Here is a 26,284-nt window from a genome sequence, read left to right on the forward strand (position 1 = left end):
GGACGGTCATGGCGTGATCGACCAGCCGAACATCATGGCGTGGTCCTCGTGTGCCAGGTTGTGGCAGTGCGCCACGTACGGGCCCACGAAGTCGCGGAAGCCCCGGTAGAGGATCGTCGACTCGCCGGGATCGAGGGCCACCAGGTCTTCCTTGGACACGTCATCGGGATGCGACTTGTCGCCACCCCGGGTAACGTCCTTGCCGTTGCGCATGACCGTCCGGTGTTCCTCCATGTGCAGGTGGAACGGGTGGACCCAGCCGCCGCCCCCGTTGCGGACCTCCCACAGATTAAAGCTGCCCTTCCTTTGCTGGGCCAGGGGTGCGCGGCCGGCGGGATTTCTCAGGCTCGCCGCCACCGCTGCCGGGTCAAAGGGCTTGCCGTTGATGAGCCACTCGGTCTCCCCTCCCAGGCTGCCGCGCTTCACCTCGAAGACCATCCTGTTGTCCAGCATGGTCTGCCAGTTGCTTGGCAGCGGCGGAAGGGGCCGGAGGGCCGTGGGGATCAGGCTGTCATCCGGGGCGCTGTCGCCGATCACGAACTTAAGCACCGGCACCTTGTACTTCGGGTCCGGCGAGAAGCGGGACGAGTTGGACCACATGCGTCCGTTGGGCATCTTCATCACGTTGGTGAGGTAGATGACGTCGCCCTTCGTGGTGGGCGTACCGTCCTGGTACCGGGTGAAATCGATGATGACCTCGCGGCGCTTGGCCGGCCACAGCTCAAAGGAGTCGCGCTTGAGCGGCACTGGCAGCAGCCCGCCGTCGGACGCGATCTGGGTGAACTGCATGCACTGCTGCGCGTCGGGGATGCGGTACTGGCCGTCGAGTTCGTCGTCCTGGTAGCCCAGGGACGCCGACGATTTTGGTCCCTGGGTAGAGCTCATCAGCTTGAACTCGTAGATCCTCGCGACGGAAGCATCCAGGAAGCGGAAGCGGTATTTGCGCCGCTTTACCTCCAGTACCGGCGACGCGGTGCCGTTGACCGTGAAGATGTCGCCCACGAAGCCGTGATTGGGGAAGTGCTTGTAGAAGGTCTTGCCCCACCACTCCGGATGCTCGGCCGGGTTCTTCGCGGCCGGGAACTCGTTCTGCACGTCGTGGATGTCCTTGTGCACAGTTTCGCCGTCGTCCAGCCGGCAGTCGTAGAAGGCCAGCGGGATGTCGTACTTGACGTCGAAGGACCCGTCCGGGTTGTTGGTTCGCACGCCGGGCAGCCGCAGCCCCTGGCGCTCGTCGCCCATGTCCGTGCCGTACTTCGGGTCATAGATCGGGTACAGGCCCACCATGCCCTTGTAGACGTTGGAGCCGGTGTGGTCCATCCGGTGGTCGTGGAACCAGAAGAAGCTCTGCTTCTCGCGGTCGTCGCCGCCGGCCGGCCAGTTCAGGTAGAGGTTGTCCACGAACATCTTTGGCAGGTAGCCCGGGTGCTTCGGCCCGCTCACCATGGAGTAGTGCGGGTTGCCGTCGCTCTCCGGGGCAGTGTGGCCGTTATGCAGGTGGGTCAGGAAGGACCAGTCCGGTGACCCGAAGTCCTGGCGGTCCAGGTTCAGCGGGTTCTCGTCCAGATGGTTTTCGAACCGCACCAGCACCGGCCTGCCGTATTCGGCGTTGATCATCGGGCCGGGGAAGGTCCCGTTGAAACCGTAGATCGTGCTCGGGGGCAACGTCCGCTTGATGCCGGCATCGACCCTTCGGCCGAGTGAGTCGTATGACCGCGTCGGATTGCCGTCCGAGTCGATCGCAAGCACCTGCGACGTCGTGAACCTATGGGTCCGCAGCAACACGTCGATCTTGTAGACAATGGGGTCCGGATAGCCGATCCGACTGGGCCACAACTGATGCTGGTCGTTGCGCAGCGAGTTCTGCTGGCCCGGCCCCGGCCCCGGCGGATTCCGCCAGGAGCTATAGACCGACCGCGGCACCGGGGCCAGCGCCTTGGGGATGGGCAGCGCGTCACGGAACGGCGCGAGGATCAGCGGACTCGTTGGGTATTTTTCGATGTAGAACAACTCGTCACTCAGGGCTGTGGATGTGGCGGCGAATGCGCCGTCGGGCGACAGCAGCCCTCGCTGAGCCAGCCTCGGACCGGCCCAGGTTTGTGCGGCCGCGAGCGCCGCTCCGGCTCCTCCGGCCGCACCCAGGCGCAGCAGCGCGCGGCGTCCCAGCCCGTTTGATGTTGTTTTTTCAGACATGCTCAGTGCCTCCTTGGCCCGGGGCACATGCCAAACGCATCGCCCCGGCGGTCATCCCAATATGTGGTTCTGAGACCGAACGCCGACCACCGGGACCTCCTTGTCCCGCTGGTCAGCTTTGCCGCACTGATTCCCCTGACGAAAGAAAACTGTGGGATCCGGACCTTGGGAAAACGCTGACGGCCCGCCGCGCAGACCCTCCGAATTGGCGGTCTGCCGGGATTACCGAACGTTCATGAGAAAATAGCCCGTATGCCCAGTACAGCAGCAAACACAGCAGCAAACACAGCAGCCCCCACCAAGCGCGGCCGTCCCGGCTACGACCAGCAGTCGGTGCTGCTGATCGCCGTCGAGGTCTTCAACCGCCACGGCTACGACGCCACATCCATGGGCATCCTCGCCGAAAACCTGGGCATCTCCAAGTCGGCGATCTACCATCATGTGCCGTCAAAGGGCGATCTGCTGAAGCTGGCCCTGGACCACGCGCTCGGCGGGCTGGAAGCCATCCTGGAGCAGCCGGGGGCAACCTCCGGGGCAGCCGACGCGCGGCTGGAGTTCGTGCTGCGCCAGACCATCGCCGTGCTGGTGGAGCGGCTGCCCTTCGTCACGCTGCTGCTGCGGCTGCGCGGGAACACGGACATCGAACGGGACGCCATGGAACGCCGCCGTGCCTTCGACCACCGGGTGGCGGAGCTGATCTCCGCGGCCCGCGACGAGGGGTCACTGCGCCAGGACATAGATCCCCGCACCGTGACCCGCCTCCTGTTCGGAACCATCAACTCGATCGTCGAGTGGTACAAGCCGGGCGGTTCGCTCTCGCCGGAAAAGCTGGCCGACGACGTCATCACCATGGCGTTCGACGGCCTGCATGCCAAGCCCTGACAGGCTAGCGAACAGGCGTTGGCGAATTAGCCGTTGACGCCGGGCGCCCTGATGCCCACATTGTATGCATGGCCACGAAACTGTCGGATCTTCTGTTCGGCGCATTTCCTGATCTCCGGTACCAGCCCACCTCCAAAAGGATCCGTGCGGGCATCGACGGAAGCCCCGTCGTCGACACTGTGGAAGCCCTCCTGGTCTGGGAACCGAAACGCGTCACCCCGGTTTACGCCGTGCCCGAAAAGGATCTGCTGGCGCGGCTCGAGCCGCCTGGAGCTGATGCGGACGCCGGTCCGGACGAGTATCCGGTCCGCCTGATGGCAGAGGCTCCGCCGGCCCTGGACCCGCGGACCGGGTTCAGGCGGCACACTGCGGCGGGCGAGGAGCTCGACGTCGTGGCATCCGCGTTCAGTGTGCCCCGGGCAGCGTTCCGGCCCTCGGATCCGGATCTGGAAGGCTACGTCATCCTGGATTTCGGCGCCTTCCACTGGTTCGAGGACCACGAGGAGATCATCGGCCACCCGCGGGACCCGTTCCACCGCGTGGACATCCGTGCCACGCTGCGGCGCATCGAGGTGAAGCTCGACGGCGTGATGCTGGCGGACACGGTCGGAGCCCATCTGCTCTACGAAACGCTGCTTCCCGTGCGGTACTACATCCCGCCCGAGGACGTCCGGCTGGACCTGCTCGAGGCCAGCCCGCACCGCACCGTCTGCCCCTATAAGGGCGAGGCCAAGTACTGGAGCTTTCCGGAGTCGGCCCGGGGCAAGAACATCGCCTGGGCCTACGACTCGCGGTTCATCGACGCCCGCCAGATCCACGGCCTGGTCTGCTTCTTCAACGAGCGGGCGGACGTGTCCGTGGACGGCGAACCGCAGGAGCACCCGGTCACCCCGTGGTCCTGAGACGCCAAAACCAACCCTCTCCCACCTCCTGCCGCCTAATACCAAACCCCTCCTCACCTAGGTGAGGAAGGGTTTGGGAATCTGCAACGGTGGGCGGATCAGAGCTGATATTCAGCCTGTGTTCCGAGCCTTTCGTGGACGCAGAGGATGTTGTTTTCGGTGTCCATGAACCAGGCGCATTTCTCGGCGTCGGTTGAACAGATGTGGTGGTCGGTCTTCAAATCGGGGAGGTCGTAGTCCTGGAACCGAACGCCCTTGGACTCCATGTCCTGGACGGTCCGTTCGATGTCAGTGACCTCGAAACTCAACGCAGTGTGCTCCGAGTGCTTTCCGTCAGTTACAGGCATCAGCTGCAGCATGGGGCCGTCAGCGTTGCCGAATAAATCGCTTCCATCCTCAGCCTTGCCACGGTGTGGGAGGCCCAACGTTTCCGCGTAAAATCCGCGGGCGCGGTCCGGATCATCGACAGGCAGGATGGTAGTGGCTGTTCTCAGTGCTAGGGTCATTTCGCCACCTCCTACGCGGGTCATTTTACGCCCGGAGAACCCCGAAAGAGCAGGGCAAATTCCGCCCGGCCGCGCCCAGTGGGGACACGTCCGGGAAAACCCTGCAGGATCTGATGGAGCGTCGGGGAAATTCTGCAGGATCTGATAGCGCGTCGGGGTTACTTCTCCACGAGGGTGAGGACGTCGTAGGTGGCCACGATTTCGTCGTTCTGGTTGGTCAGGACGGCATCCCAGGCCACCTCGCCGTACTCATCGGTCTCGCGCGGGGTGATCTTCTTGGCGGTCAGGGTCACCCGAATGGAGTCGCCCGCAGCCACAGGAGTGATGAACCGCAGGTTCTCCAGGCCGTAGTTGGCCAGGACCGGACCCGGAGCCGGCTCGACGAACAGCCCGGCAGCCCAGGCCAGCAGCAGGTAGCCGTGCGCCACGATGCCCGGGAAGAACGGGTTGGCTTCCGCGGCCTCCTGGTTGGTGTGGGCGTAGAACGTGTCACCGGTCGAGTTCGCGAAGGCCGAGATGTCCTCGAGCGACACCTCACGCAGTTCCGAACGGACAGCGTCGCCGATGTGCAGGGTCTCGAGGGACTTGCGGAACGGGTGCGTGCCCTCGGTGTCCACGGTGAAGTTGCGGTCGGCGCCGGTGTGCCAGATCCCGGTCACGGCGGTGAGCATGTTGGGCGAGCCCTGGATGGCGGTGCGCTGCATGTGGTGCATCACCGAACGGATGCCGCCCAGTTCCTCGCCGCCGCCGGCACGTCCCGGTCCGCCGTGGACCAGGTGCGGGACGGGCGATCCGTGGCCGGTTGACGACCGCGCGTCCTCGCGGTTCAGCATCAGCACGCGGCCGTGGTGGGCGGCGATGCCCGTGACCAGTTCCTGCGCAACGGACGGATCGTTGGTGCAGACCGAGGCGACCAGCGAACCGCCGCCGCGGGCGGCGAGCCGGACGGCGTCGGGAATGTCCTTGTACCCGATCACGGACGACACCGGGCCGAAGGCTTCCAGGGAGTGCACCGGCTCGGCGTCGGCGTCAGCCCAGCTGAGCACCACGGGAGACATGAAGGCACCGCCTTCCACAACGCCGGTTGCGCCATCCGCGCTGGTGACCGACGGCGAATCGAGCGTTCCGTACGCCAGCTCACCGCCGGCGTCGAGCATGGACTGCACGGCGGCGCGGACATCGGCGAGCTGCTCCACCGAGGCGAGCGCGCCCATGGTGACCCCCTCGGCCCGGGGATCGCCGAGCACCACGCGCTGCTCCACGCGGGCTCCGATGGCGGAAACCACGGCGGGCACCAGTTCCTGCGGCACGATGGCGCGGCGGATTGCGGTGCACTTCTGCCCGGCCTTAACCGTCATTTCGGTGACCACGGACTTGATGAAGGCATCGAATTCCGGGGTGCCTTCCACGGCGTCCGGGCCGAGGATGGCGGCGTTGAGCGAGTCGGTCTCCGACGTGAACCGCACGCCGCCCAGCACAACGTTCGGGTGGGACCTGAGGGACTGCGAGGTGGACGCCGAGCCGGTGAAGGCCACGAGGTCGCGGTAGTCCAGCACGTCCAGCAGCCCGCGGACCGAGCCGGAAATCAGCTGCAGCGATCCCTTGGGCAGGATGTTGGATTCGATGATGGCCTTCACCACGGCCGCGGCGACGTAGCCGGTGGGCGTGGCGGGCTTGACGATGGTGGGGACGCCGGCGATGAACGCGGGCGCGAGCTTCTCCAGCATGCCCCAGACCGGGAAGTTGAAGGCGTTGATCTGCACCGCGACCCCGGGGATGCGGGTATAGATGTGCTCGCCGGCGAATGAGCCGTCCTTGGACAGCACTTCCATGGGCCCGTCCACCACCACCTGGGCGTTGGGCAGCTCACGCCGGCCCTTGGACCCGAACGTGAACAGCACGCCGATGCCGCCGTCGATGTCGATCATCGAGTCGATCTTCGTGGCGCCGGTCTGCGCGGAGAACGCGTAGAAGTGCTCGCGCCGCGCGTTCAGGTACTGAGCCAGCTCCTTGAGCTTGAGGGCACGCTGGTGGAAGGTCAGCTTGCCGAGTTCCGTTTGGCCGGTGGTGCGGCCGTAATCCACCACGGCGGCAAGGTCCAGTCCGTCGGTGCTCACCTTGGCCAGGATCTCCCCCGTGCTGGCGTCCCGGACGGGAACAGCGGAAGCTGCCGAGCCGGCGTCGGGAGTCCACCAGGAGTCCTGCACGAAACTGGGGACGGTTTGCACGGTGTCCAGGGTGGCCTCGGGGGCAGTGGCGGTGGTGGTCATCGTTGACGGGTCCTTCCAACGGGGACAAATCTGATCCGGCCAGAACATTACTGACCGTCCGTTCGGTAATATGTCTACAGTACATGAATGAGCCCCGCTGCACACTAGTGGCACCCCACACGACCCAAGGAGAGCACATGACGCCGGAAGCCCGCGACGCAGAACTGGCGGCCACTAAAGCACCCGAAGGCCCAACGCCCGGAGAGCTGTGGAAGATCACCCTCGGCGAGCTGGACGAGAAGATGGGCGTGAGAATCGTGGAGGAGTCCGTCGAGCGCGTCGTGGCGACCATGCCGGTGGAGGGAAACCGGCAGTCATTCGGCCTGCTGCACGGCGGCGCCTCGCTGGCCGTGGGCGAAGCCGTGGGATCGTGGGCTGCGGTGATCCACGCCAGCACGCTGGGCAAGACCGCCGTGGGCGTGGACGTCTCCGCAACGCACCACCGCTCGGCCCGGACCGGCGTCATCACCATCACGGCCACTCCCATCCACCTTGGCGGCACGCTGACCACGCACGAAGTACTGATCACCAACGACGCCGGGCAGCGGCTCTGCAGCATGCGGATCACCAACCTGCTGCTTGCCCCGAGGGCCTGACGTCCTACGCGGGGGCACCCCGGCTAGGCTGATCTGGTGACCGAGCTTGGCAGCCTGACCCCCACCCTAATCGCGGTGGGTCTCCTGATGGTCCTGACGGCTGCCGTCCTCAAGGGTTTCCGGGTTCCGCATGCTTTCGCGCCGGCCCTCGCCATCCTCCGCGGCGCTGCGCAGCTCGCCGCGGTCAGCCTGGTCCTCGGCGCCGTGATCGCCAGCGCCGAATGGGTGGCCGTGGCGCTGGCCGTCATGTTCACGGTCGCCACCCTTACCGCCGCACGCCGCCTCGCCTGGTCCTGGCGCCACCTTGCCGTCGTGGCCGGTTCGATGGCCGCCGGCATCCTCGCATCCCTGGCCATCGTGTTCGGTACCGGCGCCATCGAGCTCACCTCCCGCTACGCGCTGGCGATCGGCGGGATCGTGGTGGGCAATTCCATGGCGATCGCGGCGCTTGCGGGCCGCAGGTTCAACGAGGCGGTGATCGACCGCTGGGACCAGGTGGAGGGCTGGCTCGCCCTGGGCGCCTCTCCCCGGCAGGCAACCCGCGAGATGGCACGCAGCGCCGTGTACTCCGCCCTCATTCCGTCGGTGGACCAGACCAAGACGACGGGCCTGGTCACGCTGCCGGGCGCCTTCGTCGGCGCAATCTTCGGCGGGCTTTCACCGCTGGAGGCGGGCCGGTTCCAGATCGTCGTGCTGGCCTCGATCATCGCCGCCGGGTCGGTCACCGCCATCATGCTCATCACCTTGCTGGCCCCGGTCCGCGTGCGGCCGGCACCGCTGAAGTAGGAACCCAGCCGAAGTAGGAGTCCGGCTGTGGCGTAAGCCAGCAGCGTCTTCCCTGCGCTGCGGTGCGGGACGATAATCAGGTATCCGCTCTGCACACCAATGGAGGTGGTGGATGTGTCTGTCTACACATTGGGTATCTGGCTCGTGAAGCCGGGCCACGAGGACGACTTCGTAAAGGCCTGGAAGGACATGGCCGACAGGACCCACAAGGATTATCCGGGCGGCCGGGGCCTGCTGATGCGTGACCGGGATGTGCCCAACCGCTTCATCAGCACCGGGCCCTGGGCCTCACTCGAGCAGGTCGAGCAGTGGCGGGCGTCGCCAGCGTTCACCGAGGGCCTCGCATCGATCCGCGACATCATTGAGCACTTCGAACCGCACACGCTGGACGAAGCCGCCACAATCGGCTGAGCCGGCACGGCTTCATCCGCCCCAGCTCCGCTGTCGCCGTGAGGCTAGCGCCTGCCGCGGCGCCGCACGACTACCAGCACCAGGCCGCCGAGCAGCAGGGCCGCGCCTGCTACAGCAGCGGCGAGCGTCAGACCGGATACCCCCGTGTCGGCGAGCATCGTCGGCCGTGAATCCGGGTCCGGAACTGCAGCAGGAAGCACGGCCACCACCGTCGGCTGCGGCGCGGGCACAAGGCCGGCCGGTTTGGGGTCCTGGGCCGCCACCGACGGGGGCGCGGACGGTGACCCGCCGGGGCTGGGCGCACCGGCACCGGCACCGGCACCGCCCGGTGCTGGTGATTCAGGCGCCGCCGGTTCGGGCACTGTGCTGAAGGTGCTCAGCCCGGAGCGGCTGAAGCCGTTCACCGTCTGGGCCGTGAACTCGCCGGCCGGAGCGGGTGCAGTGAAGGCCCAGTTTCCTTGGTCGTCCACGTCCACGTCGAACGGTTCGCTGCCGGGGAACGTCACCCGGACCTGCGTTCGTGCCGGCACGTCGGTGGCCGGAGCTGCGGCGAGCCGGCCGGCGACGCGCTGGCCGGTTTTGATGGGCCCCGGAGGCAGGACGCCGGCAAGGACTGGCCTGTTCAGAAACAGCCTCAGCTGCACGCCGGGAAGGACCGCCATGGACTCCTCAAGTGTTGCCGCCACGGCGAAGTTCTCGGTGGAGAAGCTGCTGTTACCCGCGGAGTGTGTGCCCACGGCGTAGTTTCCGCTGATCCAGGGGCCGCCGGAATCGCCGCCGCTGGATTCCACGGATCTGGAGAACAGTCCGCGGAAGGAACGCAGGTCTGCAGGGTCCCCCGAGCCCCCGCCCACGATGTAAATCCCCACCTCGTCGACAGTTCCGCACGACCAGCCAACGGTCCGTCCGGAACGGCAGACGGGTTGCCCCTGGAACGGCGCCGCCGCGCCCACGATGGGTACTGAGCCGGTTGCGAGATTGGCGGCATCCGCCCAGGTGGCGGCAGCCGGGCGCGCATCCAGGTCCGCTCGGATGGACTCGATGACGGCGATGTCGTTCCCGGGGGTGCCGGGATTCTTCGGATCGGTGACCCGCGAGTTCCCGGGGCCGCCAAACTGGCTGAACCCGAACGTTCCAAGTTTTCCGGTGACGGCGGGGTCGGTCACGGATCCGCCCGCGGGATCCCCGGCGGGCAGGGTCACCTCGGCGAGCCGCGCGGCGCCGTCGTCAGCGCAGTGGCCGGCAGTGAGGACCAGGGGCAGGCCCTCAGCGTTGAAGGCACTGAACCCGGCGGAGCAGGCCACCCAGCCGTCGATCCTGTAGCCTTGTCCGCCGAAGAAGTCCTCCTCCCGAACCAGAGGTTCGCCGCTCTCCAGGACCACGTTGGCATACTGCTCCACAAATTCCGACGGCGACAGGTGTGACCCGCCGGGCGTGCCAGCAATCGCGGCCGCAGGACCGTCGCTGTCAGCAACACGCCGGGCCTGCGGCTTCGACTCGGGCTGGTTCACACCACCCGTGCGGATGACGAACTTGCCGTTCGCCTCGGCCACAGCCTGGAGGCCTGCCGGTCCCACTTCCCGGAGGTAGGCCTGGTAAAGCTGGTCAATGCCCGTCGCACGGAGATCTGCCGCCGCGCTGTCCGGCTCGGCGGCAGGCGGGGTGGGTGAAGAATCAGGGGACACCGGGAGCGGGGAGGATTGCGGGGAAGGGGTCTCCGGGGCGGGCGCCTCAGAGCGTACCAGCACGAACTCCTGCCGGGACGCGGCATCGGCGTCGTTGAGTGCGCGCACGGCGTCGGCGAGCTCCGCGCCGGTGCCTTCGACCAGGATCCTGCCCCCGTCCAGCCTGATTGATTCGAATCCGGCCGCCTTCCGGAGCCTTGGCAGGGCGGCGGCCGCTCGCTTGCCTTGCTCTCCTGCGGCGTTGAATTCCGCCATGGTCATGCCCAGGTCCCGCAGAACGGCGCCGGCAAGGCCTTCTCCGGACAATTCCGCCGTTGCCGCCCCGGCCGCCGGGGCTGTTGGGAATGCGGCGGTGCCCGGCCCTCCGGAACCCCCGGCAGGATCGGCGGCAGGGGACGGCGACGCCGGCGACGCGCCCGCGCCGGCCCCAACCGCCGCCGTCGTGGTTTCCGGGGCAGCGTAAGCCGGCACGGACGCGACCGGGGCACCGAGCGCCACCGCAGCCGCGGCCCCAAGGGCGAGTGCGCGCCGGAGCAAAGGGCCGGAAGTGGAAGAGGTCACAGGGCAACCCTAGCGCCGAGGACGGCCAGCACCTGCTCCAGCTCAGGCTCGGTGACGCCGTTCCGCAGCAGGAATTCCCGGGTATTGAGCTGCCGCACGAAGCCCAGAACCCGGGCACCGCGGGTTTCCAGGAGCGGGGCGAGGGTTTCCTCGTCAAGGTAGCGTTCGTGCGGGTGCGGGGGCCACATGGTCCGGTGGCGTTCGTTGATGCCGCGCATGGCGGCTTGGTAGCTGGCGACGATCTCCGAGTCGCCTGTACCCGCGAGGTCCTGCAGCATGGCCGCGATCATGCCGCTCCGGTCGCGGCCGGCGGAACAGTGAATCACCACGCCACCGGAGGAAGCGGCCACCGCTTTGAAGACGGCGGCCAGCCGGTCCGGGAACAGGCGGGCGTTGGCGGCATAGTGCGCGGGATCGTTGAGGTACGGATCGCAGAGGGCCTTGAACTCAAGGTTGTCCGGGTCCTCCGTGGGCGCGTGCACGACGTCGAACGCGGCGAGCGCCACGCCCACGTCAGGGTCGCTGGGCCGGGGCTGGCGTTCGGCGGCGTTCCGGAGGTCGATGATGGTGCGGATGCCGTCCCCGTAGGCCTTCCTCCAGCCAGCCTCGGTAACCCATTCCCGCCGCCCCATCCGGTACACGGAGCCGGCCACCAGCCAGGCGTTTACTGCCCCGTCCCAGCCGACCTGTCCGCTCGCATTCACGCAGCCAGCTAACCACATCTTCCGGTCCGGGTGCAGGGCTTAAAGCAAGTAGTGCCGGAGCGCGCGGCGGAAAAACGAGTACTGCGTGCCAGCGTCCGGACCCTTCCGCGGGCATACCCTAGGGCGATGAGCGCCGCTTTGCGCCGTCCGTTTCCAGGCCTGCCGCCCACGGCAGGCCTGGCTCATCGCTTGCCGATTCTCCGCAGCCTTCCCTGCATCCGTTTCCGTGGTTTTCCCTGAATGAGGGGGTTTCATCGTGTTGACCAACGAACCGATCCGACGCCGCACAGCCCGACTGGCCGGCGCCCTGGCCGCTTTGGCGCTCACCGCCAGTCTTACCGCCGCACCCGCCACAGCCGCCGATCCGCCGCCCATCTACCTCGGGTTTGGCGACTCCTATGCAGCAGGAATCGGCGGCGGGGCATATCAGGCTGGGCCCGACTGGACTCCGAAGGACTGTGTTCAAACAGCGGTGGCGTATTCCACCATGCTGCACGGTAAGAACCTGGCCTGTTCGGGGGCGACCACGGCAGACGTGTCCGCCGTCGTGACGGCTGCTGCCTACAACCGCACCACGGCGCCGTACCTGGCGAACGCCTCCGTCATCACAGTCACGGTGGGCGGAAACGACATCGAGGCTGGAACTGCGGCTGCGCAATGCGCGGGCTCCACCGCCACAGCAATCTGCAAGGCCGCCCTGGTGAATTCGCTGGCCGTTAAGCTCCCCCAACTCCCCGGCAAGATCAAGGCCATGGTGGCAGTGATCAAGAAGTACGCTCCCCGGGCCAGGATTGTGCTGACCGGATACCCCCGGCTGTTCACGGCGAACGCCTCGATGCCCGAGGAGCAGAAAACCACCGTCCGCACCTTGAACTCCGCCGCGGACCTCCTCAACGGCACCATCGCCCTCTCCGCGCTGGCCAACCGGGTGAAGTACGTCAGCGTCACGAACCAGTTCACCAACCATGGCGTCGGATCGGCCGATCCCTGGATCGTCGGACCCCTGCCGGCCTGCAAGCTCTCATACACCTGCGCGCCGGCCGATCGGCTGGGGGATGTGTTCCACCCGACCGCCACAGGCTACCGCTACGGGTACGTGCCTGCCCTCACCGGGCTGGTGCCCTAGCCGCAGGCTGGCTCCGAATGCCGGCCGGGGGTGTGCCCTCCGGCCCGTGTGGCTAGGCTGGGATCATGATCACAGTCTCGGGCACTGTCAGTTCTTCCCTGCCGGCGCGGACTGCGTTCGCTTACTTGTCCGCCTTCGAACACACCAGTGAGTGGGACCCGGGCACGGCGGTGATGGACAAGCTGACCGAGGGGCCCGTCGCCGTCGGCCACCGCTACCATGCCGAGGCGCTGTTCCGGGACAAGCGCCAGCCCATCGAGTATGAGGTCATCGAGCTCTTCGACAACCACATCAAGCTCCGGGGCGAGCACCGCAATCTCGTGGCCTTTGACTCAATCGACGTGCGGTCGCTCAGTTCCGGTTCCGAGATCCTGTACACGGCCCAGTTCAGCATCAACTGGCCCTACAAGCTGCTGCAGCCGTTCCTCAAGCCGCAGTTCATGAAGCTGCGCGATCCGGCCCTGAACGGGCTTCGGCAGAAACTCGAGTCGCTGTAACCGTCCCAGCCGCACTTCAGCACAGGAGGACCCCATGAGCAGCCAGAACCCCGACCCCCTTGAAGACCACCTGACCGGGTTGGAACCGGGCGGCGGAGTACCGCCCGGGGAAACGCCGCCTGCTGAAGCTTCAACCGGCGGACCGCAGGGGCACGACGAGGGCGGACCGCCGCGGGGAACCCAGGTGGCGGTGCTGATCGTCATCGGAATTGTGGTGCTGCTGTGCCTGCTGTTCTTCGTCGGCTACTTCGTGGGACTGCTCTAGGCCCACGCTGCTGTAGGCGGGCCGCGGCCGACGGCGGCAGGGGCAGGCTGACCGGATCAGGTTCAGTCGCTCAGTCAGCCCACTCGAAGAACCCCTTGCCGGTCTTGCGGCCCAGTTCGCCGCGGGCCACCTTGTCTCGAAGGATCTGCGGCGGGGCGAAACGCTCCCCCAGCGTTGAGTGCAGGTACTCGGCGATGCCCAGGCGGACGTCCAGGCCCACAATATCGGTGGTCTTCAACGGGCCGGTGGGGTGCTTGTAGCCGAGCACCATGGCGGCGTCGATGTCCTCCGCCGACGCCACGCCCTCTTCCACCATGCGCATCGCTTCCAACGCAATGGCCACGCCCAGCCGCGAGGACGCGAACCCCGGGGCATCATTGACGACGACGGCGGTCTTGCCCAGCGCTTCCGTCCAGCCTTTCGCTTGGTCCGCCAGCGCGGGTGACGTCTCCTTGGCCACCACCACCTCGATCAGGGTGGATGCGGGCACGGGATTGAAGAAGTGCAGCCCCACGAAGCTGGCCGGCCGCTGCAGCTGGGCCGCGAGGTCGGTGACCGAGAGCGATGAGGTGTTCGAGGCCAGGAACGCCTCGGGGGCAAGCTGTTCCTCGACGGCCTTCAGGGCGCTGACCTTGAGCTCGAAGTCCTCCGGCACCGCCTCCACCACGAGGCCGCAGCCAGCGAAGGCCGAGTAGTCGGTGGCCGTGCTGAAACGGGCCAGGACATCCTCCGGGGCTCCGTCCAAAGCGCCGCGGGCTGCGGACTTGGCCACGGCGTCGGCGACCCGCGTGCGGGCGCCGGCGGCAGCATCGCCGTCGCGCTCCACCACCACCACAGTGGCGCCCTTGATCAGGAAGGCGTGGGCGATTCCTGCGCCCATCCGGCCGCCGCCGAGGACTCCGACGTGCTGGGGAATGGCGGTCATGACTTGGTCCCGTCTGTGGTGTTCTTGTCGTTTTTCTTGTCTGAGTTCTTCCTGTCTGTGCTTTTCCTGTCCAGGAAGTTCTGCATCCGGTCGAACTTGGCCTGCGATTCGAACAGGATTCCCTGCGCCAGCTGGTCGATCAGCGGATGTGCCTCGGCCGGGGCGTGGAACACCGACTTGGTGATCCGGACGGCCAGCGGGTCCTGGCGCGCAATGCGGTCGGCCAGCCGGTGGGCGGCGTCCATGAGCTCGGCAGCCTCGTGGAGTTCGGTGACCAGGTTGACGGCGAGGGCCTCCTCCGCCTTCAGCACCCGTCCGGCCAGCAGGATTTCCTTGGCCAAGGGCTCCCCCACCAACTCCTTCAGCCGCCAGCTGGCGCCGGCAGCGGCCAGGATGCCCAGGCCGGTTTCCGGGTTGCCGATCCGCACCGCCGGGGTGCCGATCCGGAAGTCGGCAGCGTAGGCCAGTTCGGCGCCGCCGCCCAGGCAGTAGCCGTCCAGCGCGGCGATCACCGGCATGGGCAGTTTGGCGATCCGCACAAAGATGGTGGAGTTGATGCCCTGCAGCGCGTCGTCGCGGCGCCGTTCCCGCAGCTGGGCGATGTCCGCGCCGGAGGCAAACACGCCCTCGGTGCCGGCGATGATGAGGACCTTGGGCTCCTTCTCGAGCGCGGCGCACACGGCATGGAGCTCGTCCACCATCTGCTGGTCGATGGCGTTGCGGACGTCCGGCCGGTTGAGGAGCACCACCACCCGGTCGGCGCGCTCTTCGACCAGGATGGTGCTGAATTGCAGGGTGCCCAAGTGTCCGTCCGCGCTGTCCTGTCCCGGCACTACACGCGCTCCAGCAGCATGGCTGTTCCCTGGCCAACGCCGATGCACATGGTGGCCAGGCCGATCCGCGCGTCTTCGCGCTCCATCCGGCCCAGCAGGGTGATGGCGATCCGGGAGCCGCTGGAACCCAGCGGGTGCCCCAAAGCGATCGCACCGCCGTCGTTGTTCACAATGTCCGGGTCCAGCCCAAGGCGACGCACGCTCGCAAGGGACTGGGTGGCAAACGCCTCGTTAAGTTCGACGGCGCCAAGGTCGCCGACGCTGAGCCCGCTCCGTTTGAGCACTTTCTGGGTTGCCGGAACCGGGCCGATGCCCATGATTTCCGGCTCGCAGCCGGCGGACGCGCCGTCGATAAAGCGGGCGCGGGGCGTCAGGCCCAGCCGCTGGATTGCGGCCTCGGAGGCGACGATGATCGCGGAGGCGCCGTCGTTGAGGGAGGACGAGTTGCCGGCGGTGACCACCGAGCCGCCCGGAACCACCGGACGGAGGCCGGACAGCACGTCCATGCTGGTGCCGGCGCGGGGTCCCTCATCGGTGTCCACCACCGTCTCGGCCTTGCGGCTCTTGACCGTCACCGGGACGATTTCGTCCTTGAAACGGCCAGCGTCAATGGCCGCGAGCGCCCTTTCGTGCGAGCGGACCGCGAAGGCGTCGGCGTCCTCGCGGGAGATGTTGTCCACGCGGCCCACCTCCTCCGCGGTTTCCGGCATGGAGAACGTCATCTTGCCGTCGCGCGACAGCTCGCCCTTCTTGAACAGGGGGTTCACGAAGCGCCAGCCGATGGAGGTGTCGAAGATGTCGCCGGGCTTGGCGAAGGCAGCCTGCGGCTTCTCCTGGACCCAGGGCGCGCGGCTCATGGACTCGACGCCGCCGGCCACCACGATGTCCGCGGCGCCTGACTTGATCATCTGGCTGGCCATGATGATGGCGCTCAGGCCCGAGGCGCAGAGCCGGTTCACGGTGATGCCGGGGATGTGCAGCGGGAGGCCGGCGAGGATGGTGGCCATGCGCGCCACGTTGCGGTTCTCCTCGCCGGCGCCGTTGGCGTTGCCGAGGATGACCTCGTCGATCGCGTCCGGATCAACTCCCGCCCTGGCCACGGCCTCGCGGACCACCAGCGCGGCGAGATCATCGGGCCGGACCGCCGAGAGCGCCCCGCCGTATCGTCCTACCGGGGTGCGGGCACCGCCGACCAGAAAAGCCTCGACCATGAGAACATCCTTTTCGCAGAAGCTGGGCCGGCAGCGAATAAATTACCGACCGTTCGTTCTATAAAGATTACACGGTGCGGGCAACCGGTCAACGGAACCGGAGTTTTCGGGCACGACTTCGTCAGGCGACGACCACGCCCAGGTGGGCCGCCAGGAGTGGAGCCAGGAGTCCCAGCTGGTACTCGTCAATCACGACGCCGGCCAGGCTGCCCAGACCGCTGATGCTCCGGAAGTCCGTGCTGCGCAGGTCGAAGTCCTTCAGCTTGGCGCCCGCCAGGTCCAGGGTTCCGATGGTGCAGTTCTTCAGGGCCACGCGGGCGGCGGTTGCGGAACCCAGGTCCAGCTCGCTGATGATGCAGTCGCTGATCTGCACGTCCGCCAGCCGCGAACCGCGCAGGTTCAGGTAGTCCAGCTTGCCGCCGTCAATCCGCACCGACTGCCAGCCGCTCTCGTAGAGCTCCGCCGAGCCCCATCTCGGGTTGCTGATGACGACGTCGTGCATGGTGGACCGGGCCAGGTTCAGGACGGGGGCAAAGGCCTCCTCGATGACGCAGTCCCGGAAGCTGGCACCGCGCAGCTGGGCTTCATTGAAGGAGACACCGGCGAATTCGCACTCGGCGAAGGTGACACCGCTGAGCTCCAGCCCGTCGGCGGCCGCCCGGGTATAGCGCATGCCGTCGTACCGCTCGGCGCGCCGAAAGTCCGGCTCATCGTCCTCCCGGAGGCCCTCCAGCCGGACCGGTACCAGCCTTGGCGGCGTGATCTTCGAGGCGGCACCCTGCCGGGGTTTCCCCGCGGACCGTCCCGCCACTACAGCTGCTCCGCTTTCGCGGCAATCTCGGCGAGGTCCTTCGCCAGGGCCTTGCGCGTCATGCTCATGCCCAGCCGCCCGAAGAGGGCCAGCATCAGCCGGCTGAACACGGTGGGCCTGAGGAGCTCCGCGCCGAGGGTCAGGGTCAGGTCGGTCCCGCTGCCACGTTCTTCCAGCGTGAACCTGGACGTGTAGTCTGCTCCGCCCTGCAGCGCCTTGACGGTTGTGCTGCGTGGCGGATCTGCCTGCGACACCCACATTTCCACGGTTTCGCGCCGGCCCATCATGGACCTCGTCTCCTTCCAGCGGGTCCCTTCGCCGTACGGCCCTTCACTGACCATCTGGATGGATTCGACGCCGGAAAGCGTGGCGGCCGACCCCGGAATATCCGAGATCACCCGCCAAACTTTCTCCGGAGTGGCGTTCACGTGCTGACTCAGGCTGATGCTGTGATCCATCCTTCGAGCCTAGCCGCGGCGGCAGACGTTTTGGACCGGGACTTGAAATAGTAAGCATGCTTCGTGTTAGGCTGAAACGGATTTGTCAGTTCAACCGGCGACGGAAGGTGGTTCCCACCATGGGTATCGGAGACAAGATCCAGAACGCTGCAGAGGACTTCGGCGGTAAGGCGAAGGAAGCAGCAGGCAACGCGACGGACAATGACCGCCTGAAGGCAGAGGGCCAGAAGGACCAGGTGGTCGCCGACGCCAAGAAGGTCGGCGAAGACGTCAAGGACGAACTTAAGCGGGATTAGTACCCCCGCTCAACGGCGACGCCGGACTCCCTTGGGGGGAGCCCGGCGTCGCCGTTTTTGCATGCCGGCCGTGTTGAAGCCCAGAGTCGGCCGATGCAACACTGCACCCATGCAACACTGGGCCCATGACGCATGTAGACCTGAGCGGGACTGCCACTGCCGCCGGATCCAAGAACCTTCGCGGCTACCTAGCCACCCCTACCGGCACCGGTCCCTTTCCCGGCGTGGTGATGATCCACGAGGCGTTCGGCCTCACCGACCAGATCCGCCGCCATGCCGACCGGCTGGCCGCTGCCGGCTACCTCACGCTCGCCGTGGACCTCTACAGCGACGGCGGCCCGCGCCGCTGCCTGATCGGCACCATGAAATCCATGATGACGGGCGAAGGACGGGTCTTTGCCGACATCGCCGCGGCGCGGAGTTGGCTGCAGGCATCGCAGCTCTCGAACGGCCGGACGGGCGTCATCGGCTTCTGCATGGGCGGCGGGTTCGCGCTGCTGGCGGCCAATGACGGCTTCGACGCCGCTTCAGTGAATTACGGCCGCCTTCCCCGCGACCTCCAGCCGGCCCTTCGGGGCGCGTGCCCGCTCGTGGCGAACTACGGCGCGCAAGACCGCACCCTGCGGGGCGCGGCGGCCAGGCTGGAATCCGCCCTGGCCGTGGGGGGCATTGAACACGACGTCAAGGAATTCCCGACGGCGGGGCACTCCTTCCTGAACGACCAGGAGGAAGGCCCCCGGGCAATGCGCCCGCTGGCGCGCGTAATGGGAATTGGCCCGGATCCGGCCGCCGCCCCCGAGGCATGGCGCCGGATCGAGGACCACTTCGCCCGGTACCTGCGGGACTAAACCTCCAGCGCGAACGACGACGGCGAGCGCCTCCGAAAAGGAGGGCCCGCCGTCGTAATCAAAACAGAAGGCTAGCTGAAGAGTTCGCTCTTCGGCTCGTTGTTCTTGACCTTCTGCCAGCCGAGCCACAGAACCACGGCGAAGAACGGAACGGTGGCAAGGGTCCACAGGCCGAGGTGGAAGACCTCGCCGGTCTTGCTGGTCATGGTGTCGAAGCCGATCAGCACCGTGATGGCGAGCAGGCCCACGAGCCCGGCCCAGCTGGTCCAGGGCGAGCCCGGCATCGGCAGGCTCGAAACCTGGCCCTTGCGGTGCCGCAGCGCGATCTGGCTCGCGAAGATGGCGCCCCACGTGAAGATGACGCCGATGGAGGCGGTGTTGAGCGCGAGGTCGAAGGCGTGCGAGCCGCCCAGCCAGATGTTGAGCAGGATGCCCACCAGGTAGAACGCGGCGATGGCCAGGATCGCGGCGTACGGTACGTGGCGCTTGGACATCCGGGTGAGCCACTGCGGGGCGTGCCCGTTGTTGGCCATGGTGCGGAACACGCGGCCGATCGAGTAGAGCCCCGAGTTGCAGGAGGACAGGGCGGCGGTGATGACCACCATGTTCATCACGTCGCCCACCCAGCCCAGGCCCATCTGGCCGAAGACGGTGACGAACGGGGAGGTGCCGGCCTTGTACTGGTCGGACGGGAGAAGCATGGCCAACAGGGTGACGGAACCGACGTAGAACACCACAATGCGGAGCACGACGGCGCGGATCGCCTTGGGCACTTCGCGTTCCGGATTCTGCATCTCACCGGCGGTGATGCCGACGAGCTCGATGCCGTTGTACGCGAAGATGACCGCGTTCAGGACCAGGACCATCACCAGGGCGCCCTTGGGGAACAGCCCGCCGTCGGCCGCGAAGAGGTTGGCGACCGAGGCATGGCCGTCGCCGACCCTGGCGTTGGTGACCACCATGAAGGTGCCCACGGCCAGGAAGATCAGGATGGCGCCCACCTTCAGGCAGGACGCCCAAAACTCAAATTCGCCGAACGCCTTGACGCTGAGCAGGTTGACCGCCACCAGCAGGGCCAGCGCGGCGATGGCGGAGGCTTCCACCGGTACGTTCGGGAAGAAGAACTGGAAGTAGAGGCCGATCGCGATGAGTTCCGCGATCCCGGTCATGCCCCAGTTGATGAAGTACATCCAGCCGGAGAGGTAGGCGCCCTTCTTGCCGAACATTTCACCGGAGTAGCTGACGAAGGAGCCGGAGGTCTGGCGGTACATGACGAGTTCACCGAGGGCGCGCATCAGCAGGTAGGCGATGACGCCGGCGATGGCGTAGGAGAAAATCAGCGCGGGGCCGGTGGAGGCCAGGCGGCCGCCCGCGCCCATGAAGAGGCCGACGCCGATGGCGCCGCCCATGGCGATCATGGTGACGTGGCGCCGGCCCAGGGTCTTCTTGTAGCCCTCGGCGCTGAGGGTCGAGTCGACGGCGGCGGATGGAGCCGTCGGGCTCATAAGTTCTGTTGGGGTACTTTGAGGCACAACTGTTCCTTGTAGGTCGGGGGTTGCCTTGGATAGGGCACTGCCGGTTCCGGAACCTGGAGATTTTGTACAGATAATTCGACTTCATGCCCCTCTTGAGGACCGTATGTGTACAAAAACTCGTGGAGCATCGAAGGTTCGCACGGCCTATCCATCGTACAAGATTCCCCGGGGTGGTGCGTGACGGGGACAACATTCCCCGCCGGAACGGGTGCCGGGCATGGTGCGAGCGGCGCTATCGGGACGTCGTCAGATCAGGGCTCAAGCCGCCTGCGCAGGAGGCAGAACTCATGGCCCTCGGGGTCGGCCAGGACGTGCCACTGTTCGTCGCCGGTCTGCCCGACGTCGGCGGCACGGGCACCGAGGGCGAGCAGCCGTTCCAGTTCGGAGTCCTGGTCCCGGTCGACCGGGTTGACGTCGATGTGCAGCGGGAGTTTTCCGCTCCGCGGGTTGCTGCTGGGGCTCAGGATAATGGTGGGCTGCAGGCCGCCGAAGCCGGCACCGGGCGGGCCGATCTCGATCGCACCGTCCTCCCGGCCGAGTTCGACGTAGCCGAGCACCTCGCTCCAGAACAGCGCGAGCAGTTCGGGGTCGGCACAGTTGAGGACAAGTTCGCTGATTCGGCAAGCCATGGACTTCAGTGTACGGAGACGCCTTGCGGTGGGCAGCACATTCGGAACCCGCGGGATGCCGTCTCTCACCCGCGAGACCCCGGCTCTAATTCGAATGGAGAAAAGGCTCCCGGCGGGGCCCTGTTGCGGCTACTGTGAGCACCATGGCCGGGGATCCGTTTCCGGCCATGGCACCGCACCGTCTCATGCGGCGCCGGCACTTGCGCCATTTGTTCAGGGGGAACTATGAGAAAGAGAGCTCTACTGCTGCCGGCTGCCTTGCTGCTGGCAGCCTCGGGGTGTTCCGGCGGGGGCACTGGCCCTTCCGGACCCAGCCCCAGCGCATCACCAGCCAGTACGACGCCGGCGTCCCAGCCGCCGCCGGAATCCTCACCACCCACTACGGCCCCTGTCCTTCCCACCGATGTGTCCACATCGCTGAACGCGATCGATGCCCTGCAGGCGCACACCTGCGCGGCCGGCGCGGACGGCCAGTGGACGTTCAAGGGAACCCTGGTCAACTCCTCGGACAAAGCCAAGACCTACACCGTGGCCATCGCGGTCACCGTTGGCGCGGCAGTCCAGGGCCACACCCTGATCACGGAAACCGTCCCGGCAGGGAAATCGGCTGAGGTTTCTGCTGAGAACTTCGCCAAAACCACGGGCCAGGGCGGCACGTGCGAACCCGTTGTCTCGGTGGAGGACGCTTCGTGAAAAAACCAATATTTGCGGCTGCCCTGCTCCTGAGCCTGGTGGCCGGGTCCCTTGCGTCCTCGCCCGCCCTCGCGGTTGATTCCACCCCTTCGCCGCCGGCCCAGGCAACGGAAACTGCGGATGCTTCCACGTCAGGCGCGGAAACAACTGGCACCGCCACGATGACGCCAAGTCCCGGCTCGACTACCTCGGAATCGCCGGGGGCTACGACAGCAACGGAACCAGCCACGGGCGCCACGACAGATCCGGCGACGGACGCCGCCACAGGCGCCGCGGCTGACCCGGTCACTGAACCAGCAACGACCGACCCGGCGGCACCGTCGCCGCCGGCGGACCCGCCCGTAACGGAGCCAGAACCCGAACCAAAATTCGTGACCCATGGCGCCATCGGCGGAAAGTGGACGCGAATGGGAGGCGCAACCGGGGTCCTCGGCGAGCCAATCTCCAATGAGCGGTGCTCGGCTGGCATGTGCGTCCAGAACTTCAAAGCCGGCTCCGTCTACTGGACGCCCGCTAGCGGCGCCCACCCTGTCCTGCACGTCTCCGGCAGGACCGGACCATACTGGTACGGCAACGGCCGGCTGGCGGCGTTTGGCTACCCCGTTACCGACGAAGTGGCGGTGGCGGGAGGAACCACCCAGAAATTCTCAAGCGGGCGGCTCCTCACCTCGTCCGGCAACGGCGTACTGCCGGTCTGGACGAGGGGCGCCATAGGTGCCCGGTGGACCGCGCTGGGAGGTGTGAACGGCCTGGGCCTGCCTGCCACCAAGGAAGCCTGCGGACTGAAGAACCGGGGGTGCTCCCAAACATTCGCCAAGGGATCGGTCTACTGGTCACCGGCAACAGGAGCCCAGCTTGTCCGTGGCGCAGTCCGAACCAGATGGACTGCCAGCGGTGCGCAGAACAGCAGCATGGGATACCCGGTAACCGGCGAGATCTGCGGCCAGCCGGGCAAGGGTTGCGTGCAGCGCTTCCAGGGCGGCCGCATCTATTGGTCGCCAACCTCCGGGGCATGGATCATCAGAGGGGCAATCGGCGGCAAGTTCGCAGCCACCGGCGCCACCCGCGGTTCACTCGGGTACCCGGTCAGCAATGAGAAGTGCACTTCGGGGCAGTGTGTGCAGTCGTTCCAGCGCGGCTTCATCAGCTGGATTTCCAGGGCAGGTACCCGCAGCTACGGCATTACCGAATGCCAGAAACTGAACAACGGACGGTCCAGGTACTCGGCGTACGGTGCCAACCGAGTGCTCCTCACGTTCACCCAGGGTTACAAGCAGTCGCGCGCAACCAACGTCTACTGCGTTCGGATCGCCGGCATGTACCTCCCGGACTGGAAGACGGACGGCTATGTGGGCGCCTCGGGCTTCAAGGCGCCGGGAGTGCCGTCCGGCCCCACCCGCAACCTGTACTCACCCACGGGGTCGTACTCGGTAACCGAGGCATTCGGCCTGGGCAACCCGGGAACGCAGCTCCCCTACCGCACGCTGAACCCCCGCTCCCGCTGGGGCGGCAACCCGTGGACCGCGACGTACAACAAGTACTTCGAGTCCTCGTCCTGGGTGGGCTGGGACGAGAACATGTGGTACTTCGCCACACGCGCCTCGCATGACTACCGTCAAGGCGTGGTCATCAACTACAACCGTCCCAACATTGTGCAGGACGCCGGCTTCGCCATCTTCCTGCACATGAACAAGGTCCCGACGGCAGGCTGCATCTCGCTCGACGACTGGGCCGTGGTGGATTACATCAAGAAGTCGAAGCCGGGCGACCGGATCATCATGGGAACCTACGGCGCCCTGTTCCGGTAACCACTCTTCCGAGAGGCTGGAACCCAGGCGGTTCGAAACCCAGGCGGTCAACAACCCAGGCCCCGCGGCACACCCGCGGGGCCTGGGTTTTTTCTGCCAGCATGCGGAGGTTCAGGCGGGCAGCGCCACCTTTTCCAGCGCGCCCTCCGCCATCGTGTACCTGAGCCACGTGCCCGGCGTCCCTTCGCCGGCCCGGCCGCGGGACCTGTCCGCGCAGCCGTCGAACCATTCGCCCAGGGCCCGGTCGTGGCTGACCATCACAACGGTTCCGCTGAAGTCCGCGAGCGCCGATTCCAGTTCCTCCACGAGCACGGGAGCCAGGTGGTTGGTGGGCTCGTCGAGGAGCATGACCTCGTTGTGGCCGAGCAGGAGCCGGGCGAGCGACAGCCGGCGCTGCTGTCCCGCGGAAAGGGAGCCCACCGGAACATGGAACTCGCTGGTGCGGAAGAGGCCCAGCCGCAGCAGCGCCTCGGCGTGGTCGTCGATGTTCCCGCCCAGCCCGGCAGCAAAGGCCGGCAGCAGCCGCCGGGATGGCTGCTCGGGCAGCTCCAGCTCCTGCTGCAGATAACCGATCCGGCCGTGCCGCACCACCTGGCCCGCGGCCGGCTCGAGGGTGCCAGCCAGAACGGAGAGCAGCGTGGACTTGCCGGCGCCGTTGGGACCGGTGATGAGGATTTTCTGCCCCCGGTCCACACGGAACTCGGGCACGTCCAGCCGGCCGGGCACCCGGGCGTTGCGGGCGTGCAGGACCCGGCTGGCCGTGTCCCGGGATTCACCGCCCAGGTCCGGCCCCGCGCTGTCCGAACCTGCGCCGTCCGGCCCTGCGCCGTTCAGCCCGGCGTCGAGCTTCAGGCGTTCCGGCGGGCGCTCCACCGGGTTGTCCTCCAAACGGCGAAGTCGCTCCTGGGCATTGCGGACCTTGCTGGCGGCGGCGCGCTCCCACGTTCCCGTCTTGAAGTCGAAGCCCGCCTTGTCGTTGTCCCGTCGGCGCGCATAGCCCATCCGGTCCACCACGGTGTCCGCCTGCCGCCGTTCCGAGGCCATGGCGTCCAGCCAGCCGTGGTACTGCTGCACCCAGCGCTGGCGTTCGGCCCGTTTCTCCTTCAGGTAGCCGTCATAGCCGTTGCCGTAGCGGTTCACGGTGTGGCGCTCGGCGTCCACCTCGATGACAGCGGCAGCGATTTTCCGCAGGAGCACGCGGTCGTGGGAGACCACCACCACGGCTCCGCGGTGCGCGGCGAGTCGTGCTTCCAGCCAGGCGGTGCCGCCGGCGTCCAGGTGGTTGGTGGGCTCATCCAGGAGCAGGATGTCCGCGGGGTCGGCCAGCAAGCAGGCCAGGGCGACGCGCTCCTGCTCCCCGCCCGACAGCGACCCCAGTGCCCGGCCTCGGTCCACCCCGCCCAGGCCCAGCTTGTCCAATGCCGCGTCCACACGGGATTCCGCCGTGTAGCCCTCGCGCAGCTGGTACTGGGTCTGCAGGTTCCCGTACGCCTCGAGTTCGTTCGGCCCGGCCGCCGCCAGACCGTCCTCCAGCCGTTCCAGCTCGGATTCCATTTCCCGGAGCGCGAGGAGTGCATTGTCGATCGCGTCGGCCACGGTCAGCCGGGCGGGCAGCCCCGACGTCTGCGCCAGGTATCCCACCCGGCCGTGCCGCCGGACCGTGCCGCCTGCCGGCGCCTCGATTCCGGCCAGGATCCGCAGCAGGGTGGATTTGCCGGCACCGTTCTCGCCCACGACGGCGGCGTGCTCCCCCGCGGCGATCACCAGGTCGACGCCGGTGAAGAGTTCGCGGTCCCCGTAGCCGTGGGAGACGCCGGACAGGTGCAGCTGTTCGGTGCGGAAATTCGGTTCAGTCATGGGAGTCCTCGCAGTCCAAAGGGCGGCCCCGGAGCTCGATGCTCTTCGGGGCCTGGTCTATGGCCATGTCGACGCCGGTGGATGCCGACGTCGGGGTCTAGGACTTCATGGGTCAAGCCTGCCCGGCTGCGGGCGGCCCCGTCAAGGTTCGCACGGGCGCCGGCGCATTACGCTGGAAGCATGGTGAATACCAGACGCATGCTCCCGACCCCGCGGCCGGATCTCTACCGGTTTTCGCCGCTGGACCTCACCGCCGTGGGGCTTTATGTCGCCGTTGCGGCCTTCTTCGCGCTGGCCGGGGAACTGATCCTGCCGCTGCTGCGCGAACTGGCCCCGACGCCGGCCGTCGCATCCTATGGCGTGAACCTCCTCTTCTACGCAGGCATCGGCGCCCTGGCGCTGTTTGCCGCCCGCGGGGTGGTGTCCCGGGACCTCAAAGTGCTTGCCACGCGGCCCTGGTTCACGCTCGCCATGGTGCCGCTGGCCGTCGTCGCCATGATGATTGTCACCGCGATCCTGGTGGCCGTGGGCGGGACCACCGAGACGTCCGCCAACCAGGCCGGGCTGCAGGCGCTCATGCGGCAGGTGCCGGCCTGGCTCATGGTGCCGCTGATCGTTGTGGTGGGCCCGTTCGTCGAGGAGTACGTGTTCCGGCACCTGCTGATCGGGAAACTGAGCCGTCGGGTCAACATCTGGCTCTGCTGCGGGCTGTCCGTGGTCCTCTTTGCCGCCCTGCACATCGTGGGCCAGGAAGCGATCACCCTCCCCGCGCTCATGCCGTACCTGGCGATGGGCGCCACGCTGGTGTTCGTCTATGTGTGGACAGGGAGGAACCTGATGTTTTCCTACTTCGTCCATGCCGCCAAGAACCTGCTCGCTGTGGTCTTTTTGTACACCATCCCGCCGGAGCTCCTGGACCAGCTGCAGCGGGCCCAGGGCTAGAATCGCCCGCACCCGTCGGAAGACCCGCCCCTATCCGGAGGCGGCGCCGCCGTC

26 protein-coding genes are annotated in these 26,284 nt (G+C 67.1%); 13 read left to right on the forward strand and 13 right to left on the reverse strand.

All coding sequences use genetic code 11. The features are described from left to right. Window positions 1-6: 6 nt before the first annotated feature. Complete coding sequence (locus ACTHQX_RS13005) at window positions 7-2,193, reverse strand: multicopper oxidase family protein (protein ID WP_440157771.1); 2,187 nt, start codon at window positions 2,191-2,193, stop codon at window positions 7-9. A 252-nt stretch (window positions 2,194-2,445) separates the two neighbouring features. Here ACTHQX_RS13005 and ACTHQX_RS13010 point away from each other — a divergent pair, with 252 nt between their 5' ends. Together ACTHQX_RS13010 and ACTHQX_RS13015 are read left to right on the forward strand one after the other, a co-directional pair. Next, window positions 2,446-3,075 carry a TetR/AcrR family transcriptional regulator gene (locus tag ACTHQX_RS13010; protein WP_440157770.1) on the forward strand — a complete coding sequence of 210 codons (630 nt, stop codon included), beginning with the start codon at window positions 2,446-2,448 and terminating at the stop codon, window positions 3,073-3,075. A gap of 68 nt (window positions 3,076-3,143) precedes the next feature. Then, window positions 3,144-3,977 (forward strand): DUF427 domain-containing protein, encoded by an 834-nt coding sequence (locus ACTHQX_RS13015; RefSeq protein ID WP_440157769.1) that lies wholly within the window; start codon window positions 3,144-3,146, stop codon window positions 3,975-3,977. A gap of 98 nt (window positions 3,978-4,075) precedes the next feature. Here the strand turns inward: ACTHQX_RS13015 and ACTHQX_RS13020 are convergent, their stop codons facing one another. Together ACTHQX_RS13020 and paaZ are read right to left on the reverse strand one after the other, a co-directional pair. Continuing rightward, the gene (locus ACTHQX_RS13020) at window positions 4,076-4,483 is read right to left on the reverse strand and encodes a VOC family protein (RefSeq protein ID WP_111902543.1); all 408 of its coding nucleotides are present in this window, start codon (window positions 4,481-4,483) and stop codon (window positions 4,076-4,078) included. Window positions 4,484-4,641: 158 nt separating this feature from the next. Beyond that, entirely contained in the window at window positions 4,642-6,753 is a 2,112-nt protein-coding gene (gene paaZ, locus ACTHQX_RS13025) for a phenylacetic acid degradation bifunctional protein PaaZ (RefSeq protein ID WP_236804978.1), read from the reverse strand. Between the two features lie 137 nt (window positions 6,754-6,890). Here paaZ and ACTHQX_RS13030 point away from each other — a divergent pair, with 137 nt between their 5' ends. The 3 genes from ACTHQX_RS13030 to ACTHQX_RS13040 all read left to right on the forward strand — a co-directional run bounded on the left by ACTHQX_RS13030 (window position 6,891) and on the right by ACTHQX_RS13040 (window position 8,546). Continuing rightward, a complete protein-coding gene (locus tag ACTHQX_RS13030) occupies window positions 6,891-7,349 on the forward strand; it encodes a PaaI family thioesterase (RefSeq protein ID WP_440157768.1) in 459 nt (152 codons plus the stop codon). Window positions 7,350-7,385: 36 nt separating this feature from the next. Continuing rightward, window positions 7,386-8,135, forward strand: coding sequence for an ABC transporter permease (locus tag ACTHQX_RS13035; protein WP_440157767.1), 750 nt, complete (start codon window positions 7,386-7,388; stop codon window positions 8,133-8,135). A gap of 114 nt (window positions 8,136-8,249) precedes the next feature. Next, window positions 8,250-8,546 (forward strand): antibiotic biosynthesis monooxygenase family protein, encoded by a 297-nt coding sequence (locus tag ACTHQX_RS13040; protein ID WP_236804980.1) that lies wholly within the window; start codon window positions 8,250-8,252, stop codon window positions 8,544-8,546. A gap of 44 nt (window positions 8,547-8,590) precedes the next feature. Here the strand turns inward: ACTHQX_RS13040 and ACTHQX_RS13045 are convergent, their stop codons facing one another. Further along, window positions 8,591-10,792: a S1 family peptidase gene (locus ACTHQX_RS13045; protein ID WP_440157766.1), complete on the reverse strand. Its 2,202-nt coding sequence runs from the start codon at window positions 10,790-10,792 to the stop codon at window positions 8,591-8,593. Further along, a complete protein-coding gene (locus tag ACTHQX_RS13050; RefSeq protein ID WP_440157765.1) occupies window positions 10,789-11,514 on the reverse strand; it encodes a tyrosine-protein phosphatase in 726 nt (241 codons plus the stop codon). Before ACTHQX_RS13050 ends, ACTHQX_RS13045 begins: the two co-directional genes overlap by 4 nt. A 238-nt stretch (window positions 11,515-11,752) precedes the next feature. Between ACTHQX_RS13050 and ACTHQX_RS13055 the strand changes: the two genes are divergently transcribed. The 3 genes from ACTHQX_RS13055 to ACTHQX_RS13065 all read left to right on the forward strand — a co-directional run bounded on the left by ACTHQX_RS13055 (window position 11,753) and on the right by ACTHQX_RS13065 (window position 13,384). Continuing rightward, window positions 11,753-12,622 carry an SGNH/GDSL hydrolase family protein gene (locus tag ACTHQX_RS13055; protein WP_440157764.1) on the forward strand — a complete coding sequence of 290 codons (870 nt, stop codon included), beginning with the start codon at window positions 11,753-11,755 and terminating at the stop codon, window positions 12,620-12,622. Between the two features lie 65 nt (window positions 12,623-12,687). Further along, complete coding sequence (locus ACTHQX_RS13060) at window positions 12,688-13,119, forward strand: SRPBCC family protein (RefSeq protein WP_236804984.1); 432 nt, start codon at window positions 12,688-12,690, stop codon at window positions 13,117-13,119. Window positions 13,120-13,153: 34 nt separating this feature from the next. Then, window positions 13,154-13,384, forward strand: a complete 231-nt coding sequence (locus ACTHQX_RS13065; RefSeq protein WP_236804985.1) for a DUF6480 family protein — start codon at window positions 13,154-13,156, stop codon at window positions 13,382-13,384. Window positions 13,385-13,454: 70 nt separating this feature from the next. Here the strand turns inward: ACTHQX_RS13065 and ACTHQX_RS13070 are convergent, their stop codons facing one another. The 5 genes from ACTHQX_RS13070 to ACTHQX_RS13090 all read right to left on the reverse strand — a co-directional run bounded on the left by ACTHQX_RS13070 (window position 13,455) and on the right by ACTHQX_RS13090 (window position 17,622). Then, window positions 13,455-14,309, reverse strand: coding sequence for a 3-hydroxyacyl-CoA dehydrogenase family protein (locus ACTHQX_RS13070; protein ID WP_440157763.1), 855 nt, complete (start codon window positions 14,307-14,309; stop codon window positions 13,455-13,457). Further along, window positions 14,306-15,142, reverse strand: coding sequence for an enoyl-CoA hydratase/isomerase family protein (locus tag ACTHQX_RS13075; RefSeq protein WP_440174602.1), 837 nt, complete (start codon window positions 15,140-15,142; stop codon window positions 14,306-14,308). The genes ACTHQX_RS13070 and ACTHQX_RS13075 overlap by 4 nt, the downstream gene beginning before the upstream one ends. Further along, a complete protein-coding gene (locus ACTHQX_RS13080; protein ID WP_440157761.1) occupies window positions 15,142-16,353 on the reverse strand; it encodes a thiolase family protein in 1,212 nt (403 codons plus the stop codon). Before ACTHQX_RS13080 ends, ACTHQX_RS13075 begins: the two co-directional genes overlap by 1 nt. Before the next feature lie 121 nt (window positions 16,354-16,474). Next, window positions 16,475-17,164, reverse strand: coding sequence for a pentapeptide repeat-containing protein (locus tag ACTHQX_RS13085; protein ID WP_236804988.1), 690 nt, complete (start codon window positions 17,162-17,164; stop codon window positions 16,475-16,477). Next, window positions 17,164-17,622 carry an SRPBCC family protein gene (locus tag ACTHQX_RS13090; protein ID WP_440157759.1) on the reverse strand — a complete coding sequence of 153 codons (459 nt, stop codon included), beginning with the start codon at window positions 17,620-17,622 and terminating at the stop codon, window positions 17,164-17,166. The genes ACTHQX_RS13085 and ACTHQX_RS13090 overlap by 1 nt, the downstream gene beginning before the upstream one ends. 119 nt (window positions 17,623-17,741) lie before the next feature. On the opposite strand from ACTHQX_RS13090, the gene ACTHQX_RS13095 reads away from it, so the two are divergent. Beyond that, entirely contained in the window at window positions 17,742-17,918 is a 177-nt protein-coding gene (locus ACTHQX_RS13095) for a CsbD family protein (protein WP_236804990.1), read from the forward strand. 125 nt (window positions 17,919-18,043) lie between these two features. Further along, complete coding sequence (locus ACTHQX_RS13100) at window positions 18,044-18,766, forward strand: dienelactone hydrolase family protein (protein ID WP_440157758.1); 723 nt, start codon at window positions 18,044-18,046, stop codon at window positions 18,764-18,766. 71 nt (window positions 18,767-18,837) lie between these two features. Here ACTHQX_RS13100 and ACTHQX_RS13105 read toward each other — a convergent pair whose 3' ends face one another. Both ACTHQX_RS13105 and ACTHQX_RS13110 read right to left on the reverse strand, forming a co-directional pair. Beyond that, entirely contained in the window at window positions 18,838-20,298 is a 1,461-nt protein-coding gene (locus ACTHQX_RS13105; protein WP_440157757.1) for an amino acid permease, read from the reverse strand. Window positions 20,299-20,552: 254 nt separating this feature from the next. Beyond that, on the reverse strand, window positions 20,553-20,930 hold the full coding sequence (locus ACTHQX_RS13110) for a VOC family protein (protein WP_440157756.1): 378 nt from the start codon (window positions 20,928-20,930) through the stop codon (window positions 20,553-20,555). A 405-nt stretch (window positions 20,931-21,335) separates the two neighbouring features. Between ACTHQX_RS13110 and ACTHQX_RS13115 the strand changes: the two genes are divergently transcribed. Both ACTHQX_RS13115 and ACTHQX_RS13120 read left to right on the forward strand, forming a co-directional pair. Next, complete coding sequence (locus tag ACTHQX_RS13115; protein ID WP_440157755.1) at window positions 21,336-21,623, forward strand: hypothetical protein; 288 nt, start codon at window positions 21,336-21,338, stop codon at window positions 21,621-21,623. Next, a complete protein-coding gene (locus ACTHQX_RS13120) occupies window positions 21,620-23,431 on the forward strand; it encodes a hypothetical protein (protein ID WP_440157753.1) in 1,812 nt (603 codons plus the stop codon). Before ACTHQX_RS13115 ends, ACTHQX_RS13120 begins: the two co-directional genes overlap by 4 nt. A 111-nt stretch (window positions 23,432-23,542) precedes the next feature. On the opposite strand, the gene ACTHQX_RS13125 is transcribed toward ACTHQX_RS13120, so the two are convergent. Further along, complete coding sequence (locus ACTHQX_RS13125; RefSeq protein ID WP_440157752.1) at window positions 23,543-25,288, reverse strand: ABC-F family ATP-binding cassette domain-containing protein; 1,746 nt, start codon at window positions 25,286-25,288, stop codon at window positions 23,543-23,545. Between the two features lie 180 nt (window positions 25,289-25,468). On the opposite strand from ACTHQX_RS13125, the gene ACTHQX_RS13130 reads away from it, so the two are divergent. Further along, window positions 25,469-26,230 carry a lysostaphin resistance A-like protein gene (locus ACTHQX_RS13130; protein ID WP_440157751.1) on the forward strand — a complete coding sequence of 254 codons (762 nt, stop codon included), beginning with the start codon at window positions 25,469-25,471 and terminating at the stop codon, window positions 26,228-26,230. Window positions 26,231-26,284: the final 54 nt, after the last annotated feature.

The organism is Arthrobacter sp. SAFR-023, assembly GCF_051965295.1.
Classification (GTDB): Bacteria; Actinomycetota; Actinomycetes; order Actinomycetales; family Micrococcaceae; genus Arthrobacter.

Bases quoted from the DNA above. Each gene is read 5' to 3' on its own strand.
- ACTHQX_RS13080 (WP_440157761.1), bottom strand. From the start codon at position 16,353: ATGGTCGAGGCTTTTCTGGTCGGCGGTGCCCGCACCCCGGTAGGACGA.
- ACTHQX_RS13070 (WP_440157763.1), bottom strand. From the start codon at position 14,309: ATGACCGCCATTCCCCAGCACGTCGGAGTCCTCGGCGGCGGCCGGATG.
- ACTHQX_RS13050 (WP_440157765.1), bottom strand. From the start codon at position 11,514: ATGTGGTTAGCTGGCTGCGTGAATGCGAGCGGACAGGTCGGCTGGGAC.
- ACTHQX_RS13065 (WP_236804985.1), top strand. From the start codon at position 13,154: ATGAGCAGCCAGAACCCCGACCCCCTTGAAGACCACCTGACCGGGTTG.
- ACTHQX_RS13015 (WP_440157769.1), top strand. From the start codon at position 3,144: ATGGCCACGAAACTGTCGGATCTTCTGTTCGGCGCATTTCCTGATCTC.
- ACTHQX_RS13010 (WP_440157770.1), top strand. From the start codon at position 2,446: ATGCCCAGTACAGCAGCAAACACAGCAGCAAACACAGCAGCCCCCACC.
- ACTHQX_RS13090 (WP_440157759.1), bottom strand. From the start codon at position 17,622: ATGGATCACAGCATCAGCCTGAGTCAGCACGTGAACGCCACTCCGGAG.
- ACTHQX_RS13020 (WP_111902543.1), bottom strand. From the start codon at position 4,483: ATGACCCTAGCACTGAGAACAGCCACTACCATCCTGCCTGTCGATGAT.
- ACTHQX_RS13005 (WP_440157771.1), bottom strand. From the start codon at position 2,193: ATGTCTGAAAAAACAACATCAAACGGGCTGGGACGCCGCGCGCTGCTG.
- ACTHQX_RS13110 (WP_440157756.1), bottom strand. From the start codon at position 20,930: ATGGCTTGCCGAATCAGCGAACTTGTCCTCAACTGTGCCGACCCCGAA.
- ACTHQX_RS13125 (WP_440157752.1), bottom strand. From the start codon at position 25,288: ATGACTGAACCGAATTTCCGCACCGAACAGCTGCACCTGTCCGGCGTC.
- ACTHQX_RS13030 (WP_440157768.1), top strand. From the start codon at position 6,891: ATGACGCCGGAAGCCCGCGACGCAGAACTGGCGGCCACTAAAGCACCC.
- ACTHQX_RS13130 (WP_440157751.1), top strand. From the start codon at position 25,469: ATGGTGAATACCAGACGCATGCTCCCGACCCCGCGGCCGGATCTCTAC.
- ACTHQX_RS13060 (WP_236804984.1), top strand. From the start codon at position 12,688: ATGATCACAGTCTCGGGCACTGTCAGTTCTTCCCTGCCGGCGCGGACT.
- ACTHQX_RS13100 (WP_440157758.1), top strand. From the start codon at position 18,044: ATGACGCATGTAGACCTGAGCGGGACTGCCACTGCCGCCGGATCCAAG.
- paaZ (WP_236804978.1), bottom strand. From the start codon at position 6,753: ATGACCACCACCGCCACTGCCCCCGAGGCCACCCTGGACACCGTGCAA.
- ACTHQX_RS13095 (WP_236804990.1), top strand. From the start codon at position 17,742: ATGGGTATCGGAGACAAGATCCAGAACGCTGCAGAGGACTTCGGCGGT.